Raw genomic sequence first — 24,285 nt, forward strand, 5'->3', positions numbered from 1 at the left:
ACTACGTAGACACAAAAAAAGCCGTCCGAGGCAGATTACTCTTCCCCGAACCGCTCTATTATAAGTCTTTAATTTTAAACTTCACATATTGACTTGTATAAGATGCGAACACTCCAAAGATGATGAAATAGAACATCGTATAAAATTTCAATTCCCAAATATTATAGTAGAATCCTGAGAATCCGGTAGCAAACCAGAAGGCAATCATGAACTTGCCGAATACTGTTTTACGTTCTTTCCAGAACAGCGCAAACATTCCTAGAAGAAACGCTGAGAATAGGACAACACCTGCAACACCAGTTTCAGCAATTACTTGAATGTACTGATTATCCGAGTAGAAGTACTTTCCGCCGTAGATATCTGAACGGATTCCATAATACTTATAGATTGGCGATCCGTATGACAATGTCGCAGACCCGCCGAATGAACCGAATCCAGCTCCTGCCACTGGATAGTCTTTGAATACTTCAAACCCTTTATTAATATAGAAGAAACGACCACTTTCCGTCATGAGCGCCAAGTTCTTTTGATCGAACGTCTCCCCAAATCGTTCACCGATACTTCCTGGTCCGGTATCTGGTGCAGCAACAAGACCAAGCTCTTTGAAGTACTGTACACCGAGATTGACTGGTATATAAACAAGGATGATAGAGGCCACTCCCGCAATCACAAGTCGTTTCATAAGAAGCCAGTTTTTCGACATGATAATGAAAATCACACCGAGGATAAATGCTGAAATCCAAGTTCCCCTTGAATAGGTGAGGATGAATACGCCAAGGAACAAGACAAGATTAATCGTTAGGAACCATTTATATTTCTCGGTTTTGTAGATTGATTGAAGGAACAGCACAGCAATAATTCCGAACAGCAACAATAACGCCAGTGAATTCGGATTTCCTGGTAACCCATAGATTCTTACCAAGTTCGTCGCCGATAACGTTTTATATTTCCATACATCTGGCAATAGGAACTGCCTCATAGATAGCTTTTCAATAATGCCATGAACTGACACGATTAGGCTTGTCCATACAGTTACCCATGCAAGCCGTTGGAACCATCCTTCCGGCAATAGCATCCGTGAAACAGTATAGTAAAGCAAATACATAATAATAAATGTCCGTAGTTGAAAAATGACCGCAGAAGGTAAAACGCCTTGGACTAGTCCACTGATAGCCCCGAACAATAGGAAAGCAAAAAATGCCCATTCAAACCATCTGAACGAAAACAGAGACTTCCAATTCTTTCTACCCGCAATGAGTACTTTTGCAAATGCGATGAACGTAATGAGATCCCCAATTAGTTTGAGGCCCGGATTCACTTCGACAAGAAATGGACGGATACTAACATAGACTACGAGGAAAAGTAGGCTTTGTTGCGGTCTGAAAAATGCGAATAACGCAAAGAACAGGGAAGATAGAACAAGTGCAATCGACGATGGGAGCATCAATGCTACGCCGATGACTGCCAATGCTGCAATGAAATACATTGTTTCTTTATCTTTTAAATTTTCTTTTATAGTTGTCATGAAATATTTTCCCTTTCTACGACTAAATCGTCTCATAATAATGAACAAAGTCCTCCGTAATTATAGCATCTTATAGGACGTTGTGGCTTATTCTTTAGTTTCATATTTATTACAAATTCTACTTGTGCAAATTGAACCTTATTATTCTAGCAAACTTCTGATACTATTAAGTAAGATTATAGAAGGAGGTTTACGAGTGAAAAAATTAATTACTTTCACTTTACTCACACTACTCATGTTCTCCCCTGTCTTCCAGATACAAGCACAGGCGAGTGACATTAAAGGTCATCAGATGGAAAGCGACTTGAATTATTGGATTGGAAAAAACGTCATTCGTGCAGACGCAAAAGGAAATTACAATCCCAATAGAGCCGTTACGAGAGGCGAATTTGCTTCGTACATTGCACGTGCTCTTAAATTACCTGTTTCCACAAAGTACACATTCAAAGACTTAAAGGCAAACATGGGTCTAACAATTGAGATTCAAAATGCAGCCGGCGCAGGAATCCTTTCGGGTTATCCCGATGGTACATTCAAAGCCAGCGAAAAAATTACCCGCCAACAGATGGCAGGGATGATGTATAAAGCGATGCGTTATATGGACCTTCCTGCACAAAAGACAGCTTTGAAATTTAAAGATTCAAAAAAGATTTCAGCTAATTTTGTTGACGCCGTTTCAACTGCCGTAAACTTGAACATTATTCGAGGGGATCACCGGAAAGATGGGGTTTATTTCAACCCTAAAGATAACGCAACGATTGCACACGCTTCAGCATTCCTATTCAGATTATTCGCTGCCGCGGAAGTGTTGAAACCGACAGAACCGAGTGAGCCGAATCCAAACGAACCAGGTAAACCCGAAGTTCCTTCTGTACCCGACGTTGATCCTGAAGTATACAAAGTAAGTACAATTTCAGGCGGAAAACTCCTTCCTACAACGGCACTCTATAAAACTTATGAAGATGCATTGGCTGCTTACAATGCATCTTCATCTGTTAAGGCCATTGGAAAAAACAATAGGATTATTAAAATAAAATCTGGACGAGCTTTTGGTTCAGAAAACCCTAAACAATATACCTCTCTCTACAGCGATTCCACTTTACGGACTGAAGTAACATATATTCAAAAAGGTTATGAAATGAACTATATCGGAAGTAGTGAGAATCATGTTATTTTGGAAGTTGGTGGGTTAACTTTCTACGCGAAACCTAACGAAGTCGATCTTGTTCCAACAGAACTTGTCACGGGCAACAGCTTTTATGAAGTAGGCACAGATGGTGTCTTATATCATGATACGTATAACAACTTGACTAAAACACGTGGGGTTTATTCTATCGGTCCTGCAGCTTTATCCATGAAAAACGGGAAAAGGTATACAAGTCTTGATGGCGTTCATTTTGATGAAGTAGGTACGAAAAACACAATTACACATTACCCATACTTCCAATTCCAATCCGTCCGTCAACCCTCTTCATACAGCGGTGCAGAACTTGATTACTTCATCACTGAGATTTTGAAAGACCGTCAGAAAACCGGTCTCGCTCGTTACAAAGATGCTCCGACTACATCGAAGTTGATTGGTCTTGGTAACTACCTAAAAGCAATTGAAGAAACACATCGTGTCAACGCATTGTTCATTCTTGCAACAGCCATCCACGAAAGTGATTACGGAATAAGCGGAAATTCACTAACGAAAAATAATATTTTCGGTATTAAAGTGTTTGATTCTAGTCCGGAATCAGGTGGAACATACAAACATCCCAACAATAGTGTCGATGCATTTATTAACGAATACATGAACAAAAATTACGCTAACCCGCTAGGCGGATATTCGTATGGAGCTGTTCCAGGCAATAAAGTAGTCGGCTTTAATGTCAGGTACGCTTCTGATCCAAACTGGGGAAGTAAAATCGCCGGACATATGTGGAGAATCGATACATTCCTCGGCAAGAAGGATTACAAACAAGCGAATCTCGGTCGCATCATTTATACCGGTCCCGTAGGTGTCAATGTACGGACAAGCCCTGATCCGCTAAGTGCTAAACTATTCTCTTACAAACAGAAAGACCCCGGCGCCAATGCCGCATTCGGCTATCCAGTAGTTATTGTCGATGAATCAGTCGGTAGCGACGGTTTCAAATGGTATAAGGTAATTGCAGATAGCAATCCTCCTGCAGACTACGGCTGGATTCGTTCAGACCTTATAGAACGAATTACGGAGTAAAATAGGTAAATCCTGTCCACTGGTGTTTAAGTGGACAGGATTTTTTTTACACAATTGGCCTCCCCTAGTTAATGTGACATTGGTCATAACTTGATTGAAAAATTTCTGGGCACCACTTGTAACTGTAATGGTAAATGACTAAACTCGCATGGCTTCGCCAAACTCTAATGGCAATTCGTCAAACTGGCATGGCTCCGCCAAGCTCTAATGGCAATTCGTCAAACTGTCATGGCTCAACTCGTAACTGTGATGGCTTACGACTAAACTCTCATGGCTTCGCCGAACTCTAATGACAATTCATCAAACTGTCATGGCTTCACTCGTAACTGTGATGGCTTATGACTAAACTCTCATGGCTTCACCCGTAACTGTGATGACTAAATATATAATCAGAATGGCAATCCCCTTTCCCCCATCAAAAAATCCCCCGCACTGAATGATTCCAGTGCGGGGGATTTCATATTTCAATCACTTTACCTCAAAGTGCGTCCGTATGTTCACTACCTGCCGGAAGAATATCCGACATGTTGATACGCTCAAGGCCTTTTTTAATCTTCGTCGTATAACCTAACTTGTTTTCGTTCAAATAACCCGCTTTGGAACGAATCATTTCTTCAAAGATAGGCAACTTCGATTCATCAATCGCCGACCACAATTCATAAGAATTGATCAAATCTTCCAAAGTTAAATGAACATAATCGCGTCCAGAGAATTCACGTTCCGGCGAAATTTTATACCAAATGTCACCGTCAGGACGGATCCACTTATTCTTTTCCTTTACGATCGCTGTCTGGATACTCGTTGCAGTAGCTAAATATGCAGGATCGTTTAACTCTTGATAAGCCAATAAAAGAATGTTCATTCCACCAAGCGCATGGTTCATGGACGTATGTGTCTTCACTTTTTGCGCCCCAGGGAAGTAATCAGAAATATAGTAGGACTCGTTGTCCACTTTGATGATATTCCCTTTTTCCTTTTGCGATACAAGCAAATTGGCATAGTTTTTCAGACCGACATTATAGTCCTTATGTTCAAACGCTTTGCCGCCATTATACATGAATAATGCAATTTGTTCGTTGAATCGAGTATCGACGAACGGAGCCGTTATACCGTACAAGCTTTTCAGATACGTGCTTGTTACTTCTGTCTCCCAATACGTCGATTTCCCTCTGAATACATCCAAATTAGCAAATGAATTATAGAGAAGGTTTTCATAATACCGTGCACCAGTTTCGGAGTAAAGGGCCATAACTCGGTCCTCTTTCACAAGAAGGAGATTACGACCATACCCTCTACCCGACTTCGGCATTGGTTCAACCGTTACCGCCATCTTATTGTATGGACCTTCGGCTGTGTACCATTTATTTCGTTTTTTATAATTAACTGCTGACTCAAGCATCCAAGCGTCCATTTGCTTCCGATCCTCAAACAATCGTTCTTCAGAAGCTAGGAGCCATTGGTCAACAACATCAAAACCTCTTGACTGTAATCTGTAAACGGAAAGTTGCGTTTCTCCAAGCATAACGCCGCTAAACGCTTCGCTTTCCTGATGTAATTCCCTCGTATGGCTTTCTGCGCCTGTAGGGTATTTCTGGTTCAGTTCAGTTGACTGGTATGACTTCCCAATCATCCGCTGAGATACTTTACCGTCTGTTTGTATTTTTTCGAAAATACCTGTGGGGTACGTCATCAAGTCATAGCCAAATGTCTCATCCACACTTTTCTTGATTGGGAATCGACTATACTCGTGAAGCACGGCTTTCGATAATCCTTCTTCCGTCTGGATAACATCAACAGTTACTGGTATGTTTTGAGGATTTCTCAGTTCGTTGAATAAAAAATAATCGCCGTTAGGCAGTTCCCTTTTCGTCATTTTCACCGTGACGGACGGAAAGCCACTTATGCGGTATGTGTAAATAATATCTGTAGCATGTGCATGTTTGACGGTTTTCTCTCCCGCAAACTGCATGATATAGTTCGAACGCAAATAGGTTTTGGCAGTAGTCGAAAGTGGTACTTCGACAAATTGTTGCTCATGTCGGACGGTATCAAACGTACCGTACGTATTTGGCTCCGTGAATTCTGTTGCAGGCAATTTCTCTATTAGCTTATTTTGCAGCATCGCCCTGTGTAGAAATACGACATATGTCGCGCGGTTGACAGCTGTTTTCGGATCGAATGTACCGTCTTCCTTACCAGTTGTGATACCGTGTTGCGCAAGTACTTTTACGCCTAATTTATGAGATTCACTAATTTTGTTATCGTCCTTGAACGTGATTTCTTCTCCCGTATCTTGCAATTTGAAAGCCCGAACGATGACAGTCGCCATCTGTTCACGTGTCAAAGAGTCACCAACGCCGAACGTCCCGTCTTCTTTCCCTAAGAAAATACCGGCTTCATATGTAGCCATGGCACCTTTCAAATGGGACGACTTTGCACTGACATCTTTAAAAATCGGCTTGTAGGATGAAAATGGCAACTCGAGTGCGTTCGTTATCAAGTTTGCCGCTTGTGCCCGTGATACCTCTAAACTTGGTCTGAACTGCTTGTCCGGATAACCGTTAATAATTTTTAAGTCGACAAGTTGTGTTACTTCATCTTTTGCCCAGAAATCATTATGTACGTCCGTAAAGCTTGGACTAATTGGATTCGCGCTAGCATTCAATATACCAAAGCCAAACAGTGAAAGAACTACGACAATAAGTCCGACTTTCATTGGACCTTTCATTTTTTTCTTGTGTAACATTTACAAATATCCTCCCTCTCCTTACTTAATCTGTACAGTCATCCATCTATAATACCATATATCGGCATAGAAAAACCTCCCATTTACCAGGAGGCTGATTCGTTACTCTATTGTCTTTTGTGCAAACGTTTCGCCATTTTTACGTGCTTGAACATCGATTTTATAATCCGGATATTCTACTTTCAATTTTTCAGCAAACTTTTCGACAAGTTCTTTTGCTTTCTCTTCTTTCATATCAGCAGCAACATCAAAATCGAGTAGAACGAAGCCACCGCTATCTTCTGTCACGATAATACCGACCGAAGAAACGCCTTCTTCTTTACCAAACTCTTCTTTTAAGTCATCGTCCGATTTTGCCGTTTCTGATTTATCGACAGCTCCTTGTTCCTTAAGGTCTTTTTCAACTGCCTCACTTTTCTTCTCTTCATCAGTTTTCGGCTCATCTTTCTTATCCGACTCCCCGCATGCACCAAGCAAAAGAGCTGATCCTAACAATACTGCAAACAATAATGATTTTTTCATATTAGGTTCTCCTCCTTCATCTAAAGTATATATTATCCTAACATATAAAAAGTTTAAGCGACAAGGCACACACTACTTGGTGTCGCTTATTGGTTGACTGCTATTCAGTAAAAAAATAGGGCCCCATTGCTGTCATTCGACGGCAGGGACCCTGTTTCATTACGCTTTTCTATTCAACCATTTATATTTAATTGCCATCAGATAAATAACGAATGCAAATGCAAATGTGATGGCAACAAAGACAAATCCTTGTGAGTTCAATACAAGCATCGGAGCGAATGTCACGAGCATAATTTCAACCGGCGCAATTGGTATATAGGCCAAGCTATAATCATCCAGCGTCTTGCTTTCCGATTTCGGATCTACGATTCTAAGTAGCGCCATACCCATAGCGACTGTTCCTGTTGTCCAGCCCCATGTGAATATCCCTTTTTCAAACCAGTATTCCGGGAAAAACTTCTTCGAAAATACTGCGAAGAATAAAAATGCATACACAAGACCAAACACAAATAACAAAATTAACGGAACAGCATAATCAAGTACGACTGAAATACTAATTGAACCAATTCCGAATGCAACGAGAATATCCGTTGCACTTCCACTAATTCTTGACACAACATCCTTACTGACATATTTATCCGTATCCGTCGAATTCAATATCTTCTTCACGAACAATCCAACAAGAAATGCCAGTGAAAATGCCGGTATAACAACGCTTGGTAATAGCATTGCACCTAATTCACTTAAATAATAACCGCCCATGGCGATAATCGTAATGATAGACAGGTGAAAAACATATGGATCAATCGAAATCGACGATACCGTATCTGTTTCAGATTTCGTTCTAGATTCTGGCGGGATTAATCCCGTTCTCATCTCGTCAGGCAAATCTTTGAACGAAGCAAGGAATGATGTATGCCCCTTCGAAGACCCCCATTTAATAAAGAGGATCCCAATTAGAATCGCACTCATAATCCCTACAGTGGCAGATGTCATAGCCAAAGAAGTCGCTTCTTCCCAGCCATTTTGCTCAAATGTCGCACCAATTGCCGCTGCAGTTCCGTGTCCCCCTACAAAGCCGGCTGCAAGTAACAAACCGAAGCCGTCATGTACATCCCAAAATGGATTAATCAGTAGAAGTGCGAATAACAATCCTCCACCCCACATTAATACCATTGCAAGTTGAGAGTACGACCACATGCTCCCGACTCTTGTCTTAATCGCATTCCAGTCAATCCGTGGTGATAGTAACGGCAGTGTTCCAAAGATTACTGCTATTAAGATTGCCGGATAGACTTTCATTTGATCTGAAAACGGCAAAATTCCGAAACCATTCGGCCCTAACAGCAAAGCCAGAAGCCCCGCAATAATACTGGCCGGCAAAAACATTTGCTGGATGAACTTAACCTTTGCTCGAATAATCGTCCCTACAAGCAGAAGCAATGATATCAAACCGATATCCGTAAATAAAACCCATGGTGAAAAATCCATATAACTATTCTCCTAATCTATACATTATTTTTTTGCTGAATTAAATGCCCCTTTCTTAACATCTATGTAACCGATTACACGAATATAAAAAGCATATTTTTTATCAACTCATATTACAATAACATTTATTAAAGTTCTAGTAAATTTAACGGACTACTTAGAATTCCTTAATGAATTCACAATTGGAAACTAACTAAAAACTCTTTTAAATAAAGAAATATATTCATCATCATTAAATGACTTTCAAGAATATTTCCTACATAAAATATATATATATTCGTAACATTCGACAGCAATTTGTTCGTCAAAATTTTAGAGACTGCATATAAATAGAAGGAAGCTTGGAGGGATAAAAAGTGATAACAATAAGTTTGTGTATGATTGTGAAAAATGAAGAGGAAGTAATAGGCAGATGTTTAGATTCTGTTTGCGAGTTAGTGGATGAAATCAATATTGTGGATACAGGATCTGACGACCGAACAAAAGAAATCGTAAATAAGTACACCAATCGAATTTTTGATTTTCAGTGGATTGACGATTTTTCAGCTGCACGGAATTTCTCATTCCAACAAGCAACAATGGATTATGTTCTTTGGCTCGATGCGGATGATGTATTTACAGCTGAAGATCAGGAAAAGTTCAAGTTATTGAAACAATCCTTACAACCAACGATTGATGCTGTTTCAATGAATTACCATTTAAGTTTTGATCATGAAGGCAATGTGACCTCCCTTTTGAGGAGATATCGTCTAGTAAAAAAAGTAAATGAGTTTAAATGGATAGGAGCGGTACACGAGTTTCTTTCCGTGTCAGGTAATCTATTCGATAGTGATGTAGCAGTTACCCACTCCCCTTTAAGTCATGATAGTGGACGTAATATCACGATCTATAAAAAGTTGTTAGCTTCTGGGAAAACATTGTCCCCCCGTGATACATTCTATTACGCCAATGAATTGATGGATCATAGTGATTTTGAAACAGCAGTTCTTTACTATGAGGAGTTTTTAGATTCGAAACTGGGCTGGATTGAAGACAATATTAGGGCGTGTTTCAGACTGGCTGACTGCTACCATAAATTAAATGACAAGAATAAAGAACTTAGTTCTACCTTACGAACCCTTGCCTATGACGTTCCTCGTCCCGAAGCGTGTTGCCGACTCGGGTATTACTTTATGGAACAATTTAAAAACCACGAGGCTATCCACTGGTATAGTCAAGCGTTCCTATATGAAAATCATCAACAGATAGGCTTTCAAAACACCTCATTTTCTACTTGGCTACCCAATCTTCAATTATGTGTTCTTTACGATCGCTTAAAACAGTACGACAAAGCCTATCATCATAATGAATTAGCCCGAAAATACAAACCAAATAATGACAGTATAATGAAAAATAAAACATATTTAGATGAAGTAATTAAAAATAATCAGGAGAAAATTTAAGAGTCAATACACATAGCCAGCAGAATGATTATTTGTGTAGCCTACAGTTGAAATTCATTCAAGAACTACTTTCAGTAGCTTCATATATCTAACTAACTAGCCGCTTCGACACCTTGTCGGAGCGGCTAGTTGGTTGGGGGCATCAGTGTCCAAGATGGCGAGCATATTCAAAACCAAAGCCCTTTCCTTAATAAACCTGGATAAATATTTAAGAAATCTCCCGCCCTCTCTGTGGCATTTCCTAATCTATTATTTTATGCACGTAGTTGATTGCCCGTCCCCCCAACTATTGCTCGAATAGGATGTTACAGAAAGGGGGTGAAATAATGAATTATTATGATTACAATAAACGAAAATGTAATAAATGCAATAAATGCTGTAAATGTAATGAATGTTATGAATGTGTTAAACATGACAAATGCAATATCGATCCATGTTGTTGTAAAAGAGGACACAGGGGGGCTACCGGGGCTACCGGAGCTACTGGCGCTACTGGGACTACCGGGGCAACCGGAGCTACTGGAGCTACTGGGACTACCGGGGCAACCGGAGCTACTGGAGCTACTGGTGCTACTGGGGCAGCCGGAGCTACCGGAGCTACTGGTGCAGCTGGAGCAACTGGTGCGACTGGTGCAACTGGTGCGACTGGTGCAACTGGAGCAACTGGTGCGACTGGTGCAACTGGAGCTACCGGCGCAACTGGTGCTACTGGTGCTACTGGAGGAACTGGTGCGACTGGAGGAACTGGTGCGACTGGCGCAACTGGTGCTACTGGCTCAACCGGAGCGACTGGCGTGACTGGAGCTACTGGCGCTACTGGTGCTACTGGGGCTACTGGGGCAGCCGGAGCTACTGGAGCTACCGGAGCGACTGGGGCAGCCGGAGCGACTGGAGCTACCGGAGCGACTGGAGCTACCGGAGCGACTGGGGCAGCCGGAGCGACTGGAGCTACCGGAGCGACTGGGGCAGCCGGAGCAACTGGTGCGACTGGGGCAACTGGTGCTACTGGTGCAACTGGAGCTACCGGCGCAACTGGTGCAACTGGAGCTACTGGAGCTACTGGAGGAACTGGTGTGACTGGAGGAACTGGTGCGACTGGCGCAACTGGTGCTACTGGCTCAACCGGAGCGACTGGCGTGACTGGAGCTACTGGTGCTACTGGCTCAACCGGAGCGACTGGCGTGACTGGAGCTACTGGCGCTACTGGCGCTACTGGCGCTACTGGTGCTACTGGGGCAGCCGGAGCTACTGGAGCTACCGGAGCTACTGGAGCAGCTGGAGCAACTGGTGCGACTGGTGCAACTGGTGCGACTGGTGCAACTGGAGCAACTGGTGCGACTGGTGCAACTGGTGCGACTGGTGCAACTGGAGCTACCGGCGCAACTGGTGCAACTGGAGCTACTGGAGGAACTGGTGCTACTGGCTCAACCGGAGCGACTGGCGTGACTGGAGCTACTGGTGCTACTGGCGCTACTGGAGCTACCGGAGCTACCGGAGCAACTGGTGCAACTGGTGCAACTGGTGCAGCTGGTGCAGCTGGAGCTACTGGCGCTACTGGCGCTACTGGTGCTACTGGTGCAACTGGTGCAGCTGGAGCAGCTGGAGCTACTGGGGGAACTGGGGCAACTGGAGCAGCTGGAGCAGCTGGAGCTACTGGGGGAACTGGGGCAGCCGGAGCTACTGGCGCTACTGGTGCTACTGGAGCTACTGGTGCAACCGGAGCTACTGGCGCTACTGGAGCTACTGGTGCAACCGGAGCTACTGGCGCTACTGGAGCTACTGGGGGAACTGGGGCAGCCGGAGCGACTGGGGCAACCGGAGCTACTGGGGCTACTGGCGCTACTGGGGCTACCGGGGCTACCGGGGCTACTGGAGACATTGGTGTAGCCGGAACTACTGGCGCAACCGGAGCTACGGGACTAGCGGGAATTGCCGGACCTACGGGTGATATTGGCCCTACTGGAGCCATGGGAATTAACGGCATTAACGGTGCTACTGGAGCTACCGGTGCGACGGGAACTAATGGAGCTACCGGTGCGACGGGAACTAACGGCATTAACGGTAACAGTACGATAATTCCATTTGCAACTGGAACCTCAACAATGGCATTGACTACGTTACTCTTGGGAGCAGTTGGTATTCCTTCTGTTATAGGATTCGGGAGTTCCATAGCAGGTCTTACTGCTCTTGGTGCTACAATAACACTCCCAATTCTAAGTAACTTTGCCTTTATAGTTCCTCGTGCAGGAACCCTTACAGCTATATCAGCATACTTTAATAGTAACGTGGCATTAAGCCTAGGAACGACATTAGTTCATGCTGAAGTATATCGTGCAACTGGAAATAGCAATACCTACAGCGCAACTGGCGTTACAGTAACTCTAACATTCAGCGGATTAACAGTTGGTGCCATACAAACTGGCACTGCCGATACTTTCTCAGTTCCGGTAAACGCTGGAGATCGTTTGCTAATGGTGTTTTCTGCAAGTGCTCCTTTAGTTGGCCTCATACAAGGAGCCGCTAGTGCAGGTCTGACAATCAATTAATAATTTAAATTGTACAGAAACGCAGTTCTAAATGAAGCCTACAGACACCAAAAAAGCCCCTTTCATTCAACAACAATGAAAGGGGCTTTTTTAAATTAAATTGTTCAAAGATAGTAATTCTTACGATGATCCTTGCTGCGCTTTAAACACAGCAAGGATATTAAAAATTAAGCACAGAATCATTACATGCTGTTATACAATTTCCTAGTTTCCCAACATCAAAATTTCCGCCCGAAACGATAACACCAATTCGGTTAGATGAAACAGGTAATTTCTTATTCAAGACAGCAGCAACCGCTGCGGCTGCCGCTCCTTCAACAAGCATTTTCTCACGTTCTAACATGAAAAGAATGGCTGATGAAATTTCTTGTTCCGACACTGTAATCATATCGTCTACATAATTGTGAATGATATCCATCGTTACTTTACCAGGTTCTCTGACGCAAATCCCTTCTGCTATCGTCGGTAAAAAGTGAGTCAGATTACTTTTTCTACCGTGATAAGTCGAAGCAATTGCAGGTGCATTTGCGGCCTGAACGCCAATCACTTTTACCGAAGGCCGTATTGTTTTCACAGCAAGTGCAGTCCCTGCTAATAGTCCTCCACCACCTGCTGGTACAACAATTGTATCCAAGTCCGGTTGCTGTTGCAGCATTTCCATCGCAACCGTTGCCTGACCCTCAATAATTGTTATATCATCGAAAGGATGGATAAACGTTGCACCTGTTGCCAGTTGTTCAGTACGAGCGGCTTTATAAGCCTCATCGAAATTTTTCCCAACTAGCTTAACAGTTGCCCCGTATTTCCGGGTAGCAGCCACTTTTGCCGCTGGAGTCGTTTCAGGCATGAATATTGTAACTCTGGCGCCCACTTTCCGTCCTGCCAATGCAACACCTTGTGCATGATTTCCCGCAGAAGCCGCAAGTAAACCTTTCGCACATTCTTCTGCTGTCAGTTGAGAAATTTTGTTGAACGCGCCGCGTACTTTAAACGACCCTGTCTTCTGTAAGTTTTCAAGTTTCAAATACACTTCGGATTGTGTCCATTCATTCAATGTCTCCGATTGTTTAATAGGTGTTCGGTGAACAATTTCAGTTAAGCGTTCAAATGCTTCGAATAAGCGCGTTGTTTCATACAAATTCCCAATTACACCATCTCCCTTTTAAGTTAATGTTTACGCGTTTTGATGTTGTTTTTCATAGTTAGAAATTTGTTCTTCATATTGGAAAGTCAAGGATATTTCATCCCAACCATTTAATAACATTTCTTTATAGTACGGGTCGATATCAAACGAATAGGACTTGCCATCCTGCCCTGTCACCGACTGTTTAACAAGATTAACTTCTACTAAGTAAGGATCTTTTTGCCCATTTGCCAACAACTCTTCTACTTCCGACATTGTTAATTTAATTGGAAGCAAACCATTTTTCATACAGTTATTATAGAAGATATCCGCATAGCTTGGCGCGATGACGACATTGAATCCATAGTCTAAAATCGACCACGGTGCATGTTCACGAGAGGAGCCGCACCCAAAGTTTTCTTGAGCAACGAGGATTTTAGATCCTTTGAACCGCTCATCATTCAGTACGAAATCTTGAACTTCGCTTCCATCAGCATTATGTCGCCAGTGATAAAACAAATATTTTCCAAACCCTGTTCGCTCAATTCGTTTCAAGAACTCTTTCGAAATAATCTGGTCGGTATCGACGTTTTTACGATCGAGCGGCGTTATGACGCTAACAACTTCATTAATCGGTTCCATCTAATCATCCTTTCCTCAATTATGAATGAACAGCTTCCAATTCCCGTACATCTATAAAATGGCCTGCAATTGCTGAAGCTGCTGCCATGGCCGGACTTACAAGATGTGTCCGTGCCCCTGCCCCTTGTCGTCCTTCGAAATTTCGATTAGATGTTGAAGCGCACCGTTCACCTACAGGAACTACATCATCATTCATTGCTAGGCACATACTGCAACCCGATTCCCGCCACTCGAATCCAGCTTCAAGAAATACCGAATCTAATCCTTCATCCTCTGCCTGTTTTTTAACAGTGCGTGAACCAGGAACGACAATCGCTGTGACAGATGGATGGACTTTCTTCCCTGCAATCACTTTTGCCGCTGCACGTAAATCACTCAATCTTGCATTTGTGCATGAACCAATGAAGACATGCTGGATATCAATCGACTTCAGCGGAGCACCTTCTTCAAGCCCCATATACGTTAGTGCTTGTTTCAATGCGTCTTTATCCGATTCTGATTCAAAATCTTTCGCATAGGGAACGTTCGCTGAAATACCAGAACCCATTGAAGGGTTTGTTCCCCAAGTCACAAATGGTTCGATTTCATCTGCATTCATTTCAAGAATCGTATCATAGGCTGCACCTTCATCTGTTGCAAGCGATAGCCAGTGTGCAGCTGCCGCTTCAAATTCTTGACCTTCGGGAACATATTTGCGTCCTTTTAAGTAAGCAACAGTTGTTTCATCTGGGCTGATTAAACCAGCTTTCGCCCCTGCTTCAATGGACATATTACAAACGGTCATCCGTTCTTCCATCGTCAAATCACGGATTGCTTCACCCGTAAATTCAACAATATGACCTGTGCCCATATCAATTCCGAATTTGGCGATAATTGCTAAAATGACATCTTTTGCGGTAACACCGAATCCAAGTTTACCGTTAATGCGGATTTCCATTGTTTTCGGTTTTGATTGCCACAATGTTTGTGTCGAAAGGACATGCTCGACTTCACTAGTTCCGATGCCAAATGCAATTGCTCCGAACGCCCCGTGTGTGGATGTATGGCTATCGCCGCAGACAATTGTTTTACCAGGCTGTGTTAGTCCAAGTTCTGGCCCGATTATATGGACAATTCCTTGATCTGGATGGTCCATATTTGCAAGTGGGATTTCAAATTCATCACAATTTGTTTGTAATGTGTTTATTTGTTTCCGAGCAATTGGATCTTTAATTTCATCACGGTTTCGTGTCGGAACGTTATGATCCATCGTTGCAAAACAGAGATCGGGTCTGCGCACGGTACGATTCGCAAGTCGCAGCCCTTCAAACGCCTGCGGAGAAGTCACTTCATGTAGTAAATGAAGATCGATATAGAGCAAATCAGGCTTCCCTTGTTCTTCGTAGACGATATGCTGATTCCAGATTTTCTCGATGATATTTTTCGCCATATGGCAGCCCTTCCTCTCTGATCAATTGAATATGGTTAAACGTATGAAAACATAATGCTATTCGAGACGAATTGTGTATCAAGTTCGTCAATGACTTTGTCCGTCCACTCTTTTGTCGATAAAACCCGTTTACCCGGTTCTACAAGATCGGCTGTGAAGAAACCGTCTTCGAACACTGTGTTAACTGCTTCTTCAATCGCTGATGCTTCCGTGTCTAGGTTGAATGAATACTTCAACATCATTGCAACGGATAGAATCGCTGCAGCTGGATTTGCTAAACCAAGTCCTGCAATTTCGGGCGCGGAACCGTGGACTGGTTCGTATAATCCAAAACCATCCGAACGGATACTTGCTGACGGAAGTACGCCAAGTGACCCTGTGATTACAGATGCCTCATCACTTAGAATGTCTCCAAACATATTTTCCGTTACGACAACGTCAAATGCTGCCGGATTTGTAATCAATTTCATAGCAGTGGAATCGACTAACATATGCTCCACTTCAATATCTGGATATGCTTTCTTCTTTTCTTCAACAACTTCACGCCATAGCTTACTCGTTTCAAGTACATTTGCTTTATCAACAGAAGCTACTTTCCCTCTACGTAAGCGAGCAATTTCAAACGCTTTAACAACAATACGTTCAATCTCTTCGCGTGTATAAACGAGTGAATCCACTGCAGCATCTGCCGTCCGACGACTTGGTTCTCCGAAATACAGACCACCTGTCAATTCCCTGACGATCATCATATCTACATCTTTTGCCACTTCTTCTTTTAGAGGAGATGCATGGAGTAAGGATGGTACAGCTTTCACAGGCCGAAGATTAGCAAACAAGTCGAAATGTTTCCGAATCGCAAGTAGTCCTTTTTCCGGTCTCAACGCTGATGGATTTTGGTCCCATTTCGGACCCCCTACAGCACCGAGAAGTACCGCGTCACTCGCTTCACATAGTGCTACCGTTTCATCTGGAAGTGGATTTTGATGTTTGTCAATTGCAACGCCGCCAATTACTCCGTACTCTACATGGAAGGTGTGGCTAAAACGTCTTGCAATCACTTCAAGTACCTTCACTGCTGCTTCAGTCACTTCTGGGCCGATTCCATCACCTGGTAATACTGCTACTTTCTTCTCCATAGAACTTCTCCTCCTTATTGTTTTTGAATCTATTTATGCTCACTATATTAAGTTGAAATAAAAATTCCATTGACTTCGCTTCGACGCTGGGGATGCCTCCCGCCATAAGCCAAGCAGCTTCGCCACTAGTCTTATTGCTTCGGCTACCCCTTTAAGGCGCCTTCGCTTAGTTTGTATAGGTATTTATTTGTTCAATGTAACTGGTTAAATCACAGTTACTTTTGTTTTTGATTGCTTTTTGACCAATTGTCTGTTGATGGCATTAAAGTATGCTTTAGCAGATGCACCCAATACGTCCTGCGCGACATCGCGTCCAATAGATACTTCACCGTTAATACTTAGATTAACTACTGCTTCACCGAGTGCATCGCGTCCTTTGCCAATCGATGTTACACGGTAATCTAGAATGTGAACTTCGCCTTCAACAAGTAGTTCCAACGTATTAAAAATCGCTTCAACTGATCCCGAACCTGTTGCTGTCGCAGTGACCGTTTCCCCGTCCGGATTAACAGCCGTGACGGTTGCAGATGGAACATTCGCAGTTGCATACTGAACTTGAACATCTTTAAATTTATAAACAGGTACATCATTATTTTGAATTTGTTGATCTGTAAATAATACAAATAGATCATCTTCTATAATTTCTTTTTTACGGTCTGCAAGTTTCTTAAATTCGACAAACGCTTCATTTAACTTCTCAGCACTAAGATCGAAGCCCATTGAAATAGCACGGTCACTAAATGCATGTCTGCCAGAGTGTTTTCCTAGCGCAAGCGGTTCAGTTTTATCTCCAATTAATTCAGGAGTAATGATTTCATATGTTTGGCGATTTTTTAGGTAGCCATCCTGGTGAATTCCTGACTCATGCGCGAATGCGTTCTTACCAACAATTGCTTTGTTTGGCTGAATGACAACGCCTGTCAATTGGCTGACGAGCTGGCTTGTGCGTTTAATTTCGTGTAGATTAATACCTGTTTCCAATCCGTAATAGTCTTTGCGGATATGGAGTGCAACAGCAATTTCTTCAAGCGCAGCATTTCCTGCCCGCTCACCAATACCATTGATTGTACCTTCGACTTGGTCCGCACCATTTTCAATCGCTGCGATTGAGTTGGCTACAGCAAAGCCTAAGTCATCATGACAATGTGCAGAAAGCTTCACTTTATCGATACCGGTCACGTTTTCTTTCAAAAACTTGAATAATGCACCGTATTCTTGAGGTGTTGCGTAGCCGACCGTATCAGGAATGTTAATAACTGATGCGCCAGCTGCAATTACTTGATTGATGATGCGTACTAAGTACTCCCGATCTGAACGGAATGCATCTTCCGCAGACCATTGAACTTGCGGGAAGAACTTGCGGGCATATTTTACAGCTTCTACTGCAATTTCGACGACCTGGTCAGGTGTTTTCTGAAGCTTATATTCCATATGGATAGGTGAAGTTGCTAAAAACACATGTAGATGAGGTTGTTCCGCACCGCGAAGTGCTTCCCAAGATGTTTCGATATCGCTTTTCATTGCGCGGGCAAGACCAGTTACCGTCGACTTTTTCACTATATTTGCAATACGTTGCACTGCTTCAAAATCACCGGGGGATGAAGCAGGAAACCCTGCTTCGATGATTGTTGCCCCGAATTTCTCAAGCTGTCGTGCAATTTCTAATTTCTCCGCTGTATTTAGGTTAATACCTGCAGATTGTTCACCGTCCCGAAGTGTTGTGTCAAATATGTCAATTTTTCGCACTACCCACCACTTCTTCCTCTTTTGATTTCGCACCTTCGTTGACGAAAGGCATCATTGCGCGAAGCTTTTTGCCAACTACTTCAATTTCATGTTGTGCTTCTGTTTCTTCAAATCGATTGAAGTTCGGACGCCCATTTTCATTTTCTGCAATCCATTCTCTTGCAAATTTACCTGATTGGATGTCTGTTAGTACATCTTTCATACGCGCTTTTGTATCCGCGTCAACAATACGAGGTCCAGAAACGAAATCTCCCCACTCAGCTGTGTCTGAGATTGAGTAGCGCATGCCTGCCATTCCGCCTTCATACATAAGATCGACAATCAGTTTTGTTTCGTGCAATGTTTCGAAGTAAGCAAGTTCTGGTTGGTAACCTGCTTCAACTAGTGTTTCAAAACCTGCTTTAACAAGTGAAGTCAGTCCGCCACATAGTACCGCTTGTTCGCCGAATAGATCTGTTTCAGTTTCTTCTTTGAACGTCGTTTCAAGTACGCCGCCACGTGCTGATCCAATCGCTTTTGCATACGCAAGAGCTACGTCTTTCGCTTGGCCTGAAACGTCTTGATACACTGCGAACAATGCTGGAACACCTGCGCCTGCTTCGAATGTTCTACGAACGAGATGTCCAGGTCCTTTTGGTGCAACTAGGAATACGTCAACATCAGCAGGTGGAACGATTTGGCCGAAGTGAACGTTGAATCCGTGTGCGAAAACAAGTGATTTACCTGCTTTAAGTGCCGGTTCGATTTCTTCGTCATAGACTTGTTTTTGTCTTTCATCCGGAAGTAGAATCATGATAACGTCCGCTTTTTCAGCAGCTTCACGCACAGTCAATACGTTTAGTCCGTCTTGTTTTGCCTGATCAAATGATTTACCTGGGCGAACACCCACAACAACATTAAATCCAGAATCGTTTAGGTTTTGCGCATGTGCATGACCTTGTGATCCGTACCCGATGATTGCTACTAGTTTATCTTTCAAAAGTCCTTCGTTGATATCTTGGTTATAATACATTTTAGCCATAATTGTTTTCCTCCTAATAGTTGGTTTTTTTTAGTTTGTATAATGCTGTCTAGACTCCAGCGCCTAGAGGCTCGGGTCATAAGTCGGTCCGGCTGTGCGGCAAAGAACGCCGCTTCGCCAGCCCATCTTATGCCTGTCGCCTCTGAACAGGCGCTTACGCTTTTCTTATTTCAAAATAGATAACTGAGGTAATTGGACTTTCTGTGTTTCACGAACAAATGCCGTAGCGCCTGTTCTTGTCAATTCTTTAATGCCATATGGTCTAAGCAAATCGATAAACGCCTCGATCTTTTCCGGATTTCCAATCACTTGGTACGTGACGACATTTTTTCCAGTGTCAATAACCGTTGCCCTGAATGGTTCGATGATGCTGTTCATTTCACTTCTAACATGCGGAGGTGAAATGACTTTTACTAGAGCTAACTCACGCATAACGATTGCTTTATCCGTTATGTCATTAACTTTAAGAACATCAATTTGTTTTTGCAGCTGTTTGACGAGCTGTTCAATTTTCCGTTCGTCTTCCACATTGACGATGAACGTCATTTTCGATCTGCCTGCTATTTCGGTGTGACCAACTGTGATACTTTCGATATTGAACTGCCTTTTCATCAGCAAGCCGGTCACCCTATTGAGCACGCCACTTTGGTTGATAACAGTTACCGTAATAACTCGTTTCATAGTTTACTCACCCCGATCATTTCATGTAGTCCTCTACCTGGTGCAACCATCGGATAGACGTTTTCCAGTTGTTTCACACGGCAGTCGATGAGAACGGGTTCATCAGACAACAGTGCTTCTTGGAATACCGCTTCCGCTTCTTCCAATGTGTCAATCCGATAGCCTTTAATGTCATACGCCTCTGCTAATTTCACAAAATTTGGCTGAACCGGCATCAATGATTGTGAGTAACGCTTTTCGTAAAACGTCTCTTGCCATTGACGAACCATTCCCAGACAGCCATTGTTGAGAATGATAATTTTCACAGGAATGCGCATTTCTTGTAACAGCGACAGCTCTTGCGCCGTCATTTGGAATCCAGCGTCTCCTACAATTGCAATGACACGCGCATCCGGCTTGGCGATTTGTGCACCAATTGCCGCCGGGAACCCAAAGCCCATTGTGCCAAGTCCGCCTGAGGTTACCCAATGATCTGGATTATTCAGTGAATAGTACTGAGCCGTCCACATCTGATGCTGTCCTACATCCGTTGTGACGATTGCATCGCCTTTCGTAATACGATGAATGATTTCAAGCGCTTGTTGCGGAAGAATTGTTCCTTCATCATCGTTGTCATACCACAGTGGAAACTTCTTGGCGGATTCTTTTAAGTATGTCAGCCAAGTCTCTGTTTCTGGTGACTTGAATTGTTGTTTCAGCAACGCTTGTAATGCTTCTTTGGCGTCTGCCACGATTGGGATTTCTGTCGGTACATTTTTGCCGATCTCAGCAGGATCGATATCGATGTGTATAATTTTCGCGTTTGGTGCGAATGATGCCAGATTGCCTGTCAATCTGTCGTCGAAACGCGCGCCGATATTGACAAGTACATCACACTCACTAATGGCCATATTGGATGTCACTGTTCCATGCATACCGGCCATTCCTAGGAATAGTTCATGATCTCCACGGATACTGCCAAGGCCAAGAAGTGTATTTGTTACGGGAATCTGATGTTTCTCTACGAGTTCTTTCAATTCATCCATCGCCTGTGCATGCAAGATACCTGCACCTGCTAGGATCAGTGGTTTTTTCGCTTGTGAAATGGCTTCTGCTGCTTTTTGTATTTGTAAATAGTTCGGAGTCGTTGTCGGCTGATAACCTGGTAAATCTACTTCCGCGTCCAAGTCTCCGGTTGGAATGAAGAGCCCCGTTGCAATATTTTTAGGAATATCAACGAGTACCGGTCCTGGGCGTCCTGTTGAAGCAATGTGGAATGCCTCTTTGATAATTCTTGGGAAGTCAGATACATCATTCACTTGGTAGTTATGCTTTGTGATTGGTTGCGTGATCCCAATAATATCCGCTTCTTGGAACGCATCAGTACCAATGACTGTATTGGCAACTTGCCCAGTGAAAATAACAAGTGGCAGTGAATCCATCATTGCATCCGTAATTCCAGTTACCAAGTTTGTCGCGCCAGGTCCAGATGTCGCAATGACGACGCCAGGTTTTCCTGAAACACGAGCATATCCTTCAGCCGCATGAATTGCGCCTTGTTCGTGACGTGCAAGTATGTGGGAAATAGGGTTTTGATACAATGCATCATAAATCGGTAGTACAGCTCCTCCAGGATAACCGAAAATAACTTCGACACCCTGATCCTTCAAAGCTTGAATGAGTACAGCAGACCCATCTTTCGGTTGTTTGGTCTGTTGTGGCTCTTGCACAGTCTCTGGCGCCATTTCCTCTACTGCTTGCTTCGTTTGAACTTCAGCATTCATCTATAAACTCCTCCTTACTTCTACTTTTGAATAATCAATCTTCTTGTCGAAAAAAAAAGCCTTTTCATCCCACGCAAAGAACTTCTCCTTTACATAGGGATGAAAAAACTTTTCATGGTACCACCCTTGTTCGCAGCAATCTAGCCGCCTCATGAATAGACTAGGTCTATTCTTTATATAACGAGCGCCGATTTCTCTACGCCCGGGATTGCCTACTATAATTTCAGCAATCCACTCCGGGGTGATGTCGCAACTAGTTGTATTACCGGCTTCCAGCATTACCGGCTCTCTGTGAATACAGGTTCTAATTACTTTTGCCCCATCATTGATTTTCACTATTAAATTTTCATAACTCCGCCTGTACTTGCAGATGTGACAAGCGCTGAATATCTAGCTAGATAGCCTTTTTTAATTTTAGGTTCGAATGGTTTTAAGTGTGCTCTTCGTTTTTCTAGTTCTTCATCGGAAACTTCAAGTTCAATTGTCCGATTTGTTAAATCGATTGAGATGATATCACCATTTTCGACTAGTGCGATAGGTCCGCCTTCAGCCGCTTCAGGTGAAATGTGGCCAATCGAGATACCACGAGATGCCCCTGAGAAACGTCCGTCTGTAATGAGTGCTACCTTCGTTGCCAGCCCACGTCCTGCAATTGCTGCAGTAGGTGCGAGCATTTCTGGCATTCCCGGTCCACCTTTCGGACCTTCGTAACGAATAACAACAACATCACCCGCTTTTACTGTTCCGTTGTCGATTCCTTCTTGTGTATCTTCCTGAGATTCAAACACAATGGCTTTTCCTCGGAACTCTGTAATCGATGGGTCAACGGCTCCTACTTTGATGACGCCACCGTCCGGTGCAATATTACCGAATAGAACGGACAAGCCACCTACAGGACTGTATGCATTATCGTGACGTCGAATGACTTCATCATTGAGAATATGAGAATCTTTTACGTTTTCATAAAGCGATTTACCTGTAATCGTCATCCGGTTTGGACTGACGGCTCCTTCGATTTCACAGAGCTCTTTAATAATTGCACTGACACCGCCAGCAAGATGAACATCATGCATTGTGTAGTCAGAAGATGGACTAATTTTGGATAAATAAGGAATACGTTCAGCAACTTTGTTGATATCACGAACATCGTATTCGATTTCTGCTTCGTGTGCGATTGCCAGTGTATGGAGGACTGTGTTTGTAGAACCGCCCATTGCCATATCAAGTGCAAATGCATCATCGATTGTTTCTTTCGTTATAATGTCACGCGGTTTAACATCTTCTTTCACCATGCGAACAAGATGTTCCGCTGCTTCTTTAATGAGTCTATGTCTTTCATCCGAAGTGGCAACGATCGTTCCGTTACCCGGAACTGTCACTCCCAGCATTTCCATTAACGAGTTCATGGAATTCGCTGTGAACATTCCTGAACAAGATCCGCATGTAGGACATGCACTCTGTTCAATGTCTAGCAGCTCTTCAGCTGTCATCGTACCTTGTTTGTAAGCTCCAACACCCTCGAATACCGAAACGAGTGATAAAGGCTTACCAGTCGATGATACACCGCCTTCCATCGGTCCGCCTGAGACGAATACGGATGGAACGTTCGTGCGAACTGCTGCCATCAACATGCCTGGCGTAATTTTGTCGCAGTTTGGAATGTAGAATACGCCGTCGAACCAGTGAGCGTTGATAACCGTTTCTGCAGAGTCTGCGATGAGTTCACGGCTTGGTAATGAATAACGCATACCAATATGTCCCATTGCAATCCCATCATCAACACCGATTGTGTTGAACTCGAACGGGATACCGCCTGCTTCACGAATCGCCTCTTTGACGACTTCCGCGAATTTATTCAAATGCATATGACCTGGAATAATATCAATATATGAGTTACATACACCGATGAAAGGTTTGTGCATATCTTTCATTCTAACGCCCGTTGCGTACAGCAGACTTCTATGCGGTGCACGGTCTACACCTTTTTTAATCATGTCACTTCTCATTGGTTTTTCCATTGTACTCACCCCTAATCAAATCACTTACATGTTTACATCTGTTTATCTAGTTGTCTAGGTTATGTAGTTTGTGAATTGAATCACGAACTGAATTGGATTGATGTCATCATATCTTGGATACCCACTGGAGTCAACAGTGTTTTTAAAATTGTTAGCCAATTATGAATAGTAGATTTAAATGTATCCGCTTACACGTCAGTTATACAGCGATATATCACATATAGCACATT

Annotated in this window: 16 protein-coding genes and 1 other annotated feature; of the genes, 3 read left to right on the forward strand and 13 right to left on the reverse strand. The window is 43.1% G+C overall.

What is annotated here, in order from left to right:
* Positions 1 to 58 precede the first annotated feature (58 nt).
* Positions 59 to 1,525, reverse strand: coding sequence for an O-antigen ligase family protein (locus tag ACGLYD_RS14850; protein ID WP_399628814.1), 1,467 nt, complete (start codon positions 1,523 to 1,525; stop codon positions 59 to 61).
* Positions 1,526 to 1,721: 196 nt separating this feature from the next.
* Between ACGLYD_RS14850 and ACGLYD_RS14855 the strand changes: the two genes are divergently transcribed.
* Complete coding sequence (locus tag ACGLYD_RS14855; protein WP_399628817.1) at positions 1,722 to 3,749, forward strand: S-layer homology domain-containing protein; 2,028 nt, start codon at positions 1,722 to 1,724, stop codon at positions 3,747 to 3,749.
* Between the two features lie 478 nt (positions 3,750 to 4,227).
* Here ACGLYD_RS14855 and ACGLYD_RS14860 read toward each other — a convergent pair whose 3' ends face one another.
* The 3 genes from ACGLYD_RS14860 to ACGLYD_RS14870 form a co-directional block, all read right to left on the reverse strand.
* Positions 4,228 to 6,495: an S-layer homology domain-containing protein gene (locus ACGLYD_RS14860; RefSeq protein ID WP_187045679.1), complete on the reverse strand. Its 2,268-nt coding sequence runs from the start codon at positions 6,493 to 6,495 to the stop codon at positions 4,228 to 4,230.
* 102 nt (positions 6,496 to 6,597) lie between these two features.
* A complete protein-coding gene (locus ACGLYD_RS14865) occupies positions 6,598 to 7,017 on the reverse strand; it encodes a hypothetical protein (RefSeq protein WP_399628820.1) in 420 nt (139 codons plus the stop codon).
* Between the two features lie 159 nt (positions 7,018 to 7,176).
* Complete coding sequence (locus ACGLYD_RS14870) at positions 7,177 to 8,508, reverse strand: sodium/glutamate symporter (RefSeq protein ID WP_187045680.1); 1,332 nt, start codon at positions 8,506 to 8,508, stop codon at positions 7,177 to 7,179.
* Positions 8,509 to 8,864: 356 nt separating this feature from the next.
* On the opposite strand from ACGLYD_RS14870, the gene ACGLYD_RS14875 reads away from it, so the two are divergent.
* Together ACGLYD_RS14875 and ACGLYD_RS14880 are read left to right on the forward strand one after the other, a co-directional pair.
* Complete coding sequence (locus tag ACGLYD_RS14875; protein ID WP_187045681.1) at positions 8,865 to 9,950, forward strand: glycosyltransferase family 2 protein; 1,086 nt, start codon at positions 8,865 to 8,867, stop codon at positions 9,948 to 9,950.
* Between the two features lie 326 nt (positions 9,951 to 10,276).
* Positions 10,277 to 12,496 carry a collagen-like repeat preface domain-containing protein gene (locus tag ACGLYD_RS14880; RefSeq protein ID WP_399628824.1) on the forward strand — a complete coding sequence of 740 codons (2,220 nt, stop codon included), beginning with the start codon at positions 10,277 to 10,279 and terminating at the stop codon, positions 12,494 to 12,496.
* Between the two features lie 160 nt (positions 12,497 to 12,656).
* Here ACGLYD_RS14880 and ilvA read toward each other — a convergent pair whose 3' ends face one another.
* The 9 genes from ilvA to ilvD form a co-directional block, all read right to left on the reverse strand.
* Entirely contained in the window at positions 12,657 to 13,634 is a 978-nt protein-coding gene (gene ilvA, locus ACGLYD_RS14885; RefSeq protein WP_399628827.1) for a threonine ammonia-lyase, read from the reverse strand.
* Between the two features lie 36 nt (positions 13,635 to 13,670).
* Positions 13,671 to 14,261, reverse strand: coding sequence for a 3-isopropylmalate dehydratase small subunit (gene leuD, locus ACGLYD_RS14890; RefSeq protein WP_399628829.1), 591 nt, complete (start codon positions 14,259 to 14,261; stop codon positions 13,671 to 13,673).
* Positions 14,262 to 14,280: 19 nt separating this feature from the next.
* On the reverse strand, positions 14,281 to 15,690 hold the full coding sequence (leuC, locus tag ACGLYD_RS14895; RefSeq protein WP_067212325.1) for a 3-isopropylmalate dehydratase large subunit: 1,410 nt from the start codon (positions 15,688 to 15,690) through the stop codon (positions 14,281 to 14,283).
* Positions 15,691 to 15,725: 35 nt separating this feature from the next.
* Positions 15,726 to 16,826, reverse strand: coding sequence for a 3-isopropylmalate dehydrogenase (leuB, locus tag ACGLYD_RS14900; RefSeq protein ID WP_067212328.1), 1,101 nt, complete (start codon positions 16,824 to 16,826; stop codon positions 15,726 to 15,728).
* Positions 16,827 to 17,030: 204 nt separating this feature from the next.
* Positions 17,031 to 18,572, reverse strand: a complete 1,542-nt coding sequence (locus tag ACGLYD_RS14905) for a 2-isopropylmalate synthase (protein WP_399628833.1) — start codon at positions 18,570 to 18,572, stop codon at positions 17,031 to 17,033.
* Complete coding sequence (gene ilvC / locus ACGLYD_RS14910; RefSeq protein ID WP_067212335.1) at positions 18,559 to 19,593, reverse strand: ketol-acid reductoisomerase; 1,035 nt, start codon at positions 19,591 to 19,593, stop codon at positions 18,559 to 18,561. The genes ACGLYD_RS14905 and ilvC overlap by 14 nt, the downstream gene beginning before the upstream one ends.
* Before the next feature lie 165 nt (positions 19,594 to 19,758).
* Positions 19,759 to 20,274, reverse strand: coding sequence for an acetolactate synthase small subunit (gene ilvN, locus ACGLYD_RS14915; protein WP_067212339.1), 516 nt, complete (start codon positions 20,272 to 20,274; stop codon positions 19,759 to 19,761).
* Positions 20,271 to 21,998, reverse strand: coding sequence for an acetolactate synthase large subunit (gene ilvB, locus ACGLYD_RS14920; protein WP_255428716.1), 1,728 nt, complete (start codon positions 21,996 to 21,998; stop codon positions 20,271 to 20,273). Before ilvB ends, ilvN begins: the two co-directional genes overlap by 4 nt.
* 131 nt (positions 21,999 to 22,129) lie before the next feature.
* Positions 22,130 to 22,372, reverse strand: a binding site (T-box leader).
* A 3-nt stretch (positions 22,373 to 22,375) separates the two neighbouring features.
* Positions 22,376 to 24,043 (reverse strand): dihydroxy-acid dehydratase, encoded by a 1,668-nt coding sequence (gene ilvD / locus ACGLYD_RS14925; RefSeq protein ID WP_067214050.1) that lies wholly within the window; start codon positions 24,041 to 24,043, stop codon positions 22,376 to 22,378.
* Positions 24,044 to 24,285: the final 242 nt, after the last annotated feature.

Source organism: Sporosarcina sp. SG10008 (assembly GCF_044569405.1).
Lineage (GTDB): Bacteria > Bacillota > Bacilli > Bacillales_A > Planococcaceae > Sporosarcina > Sporosarcina psychrophila.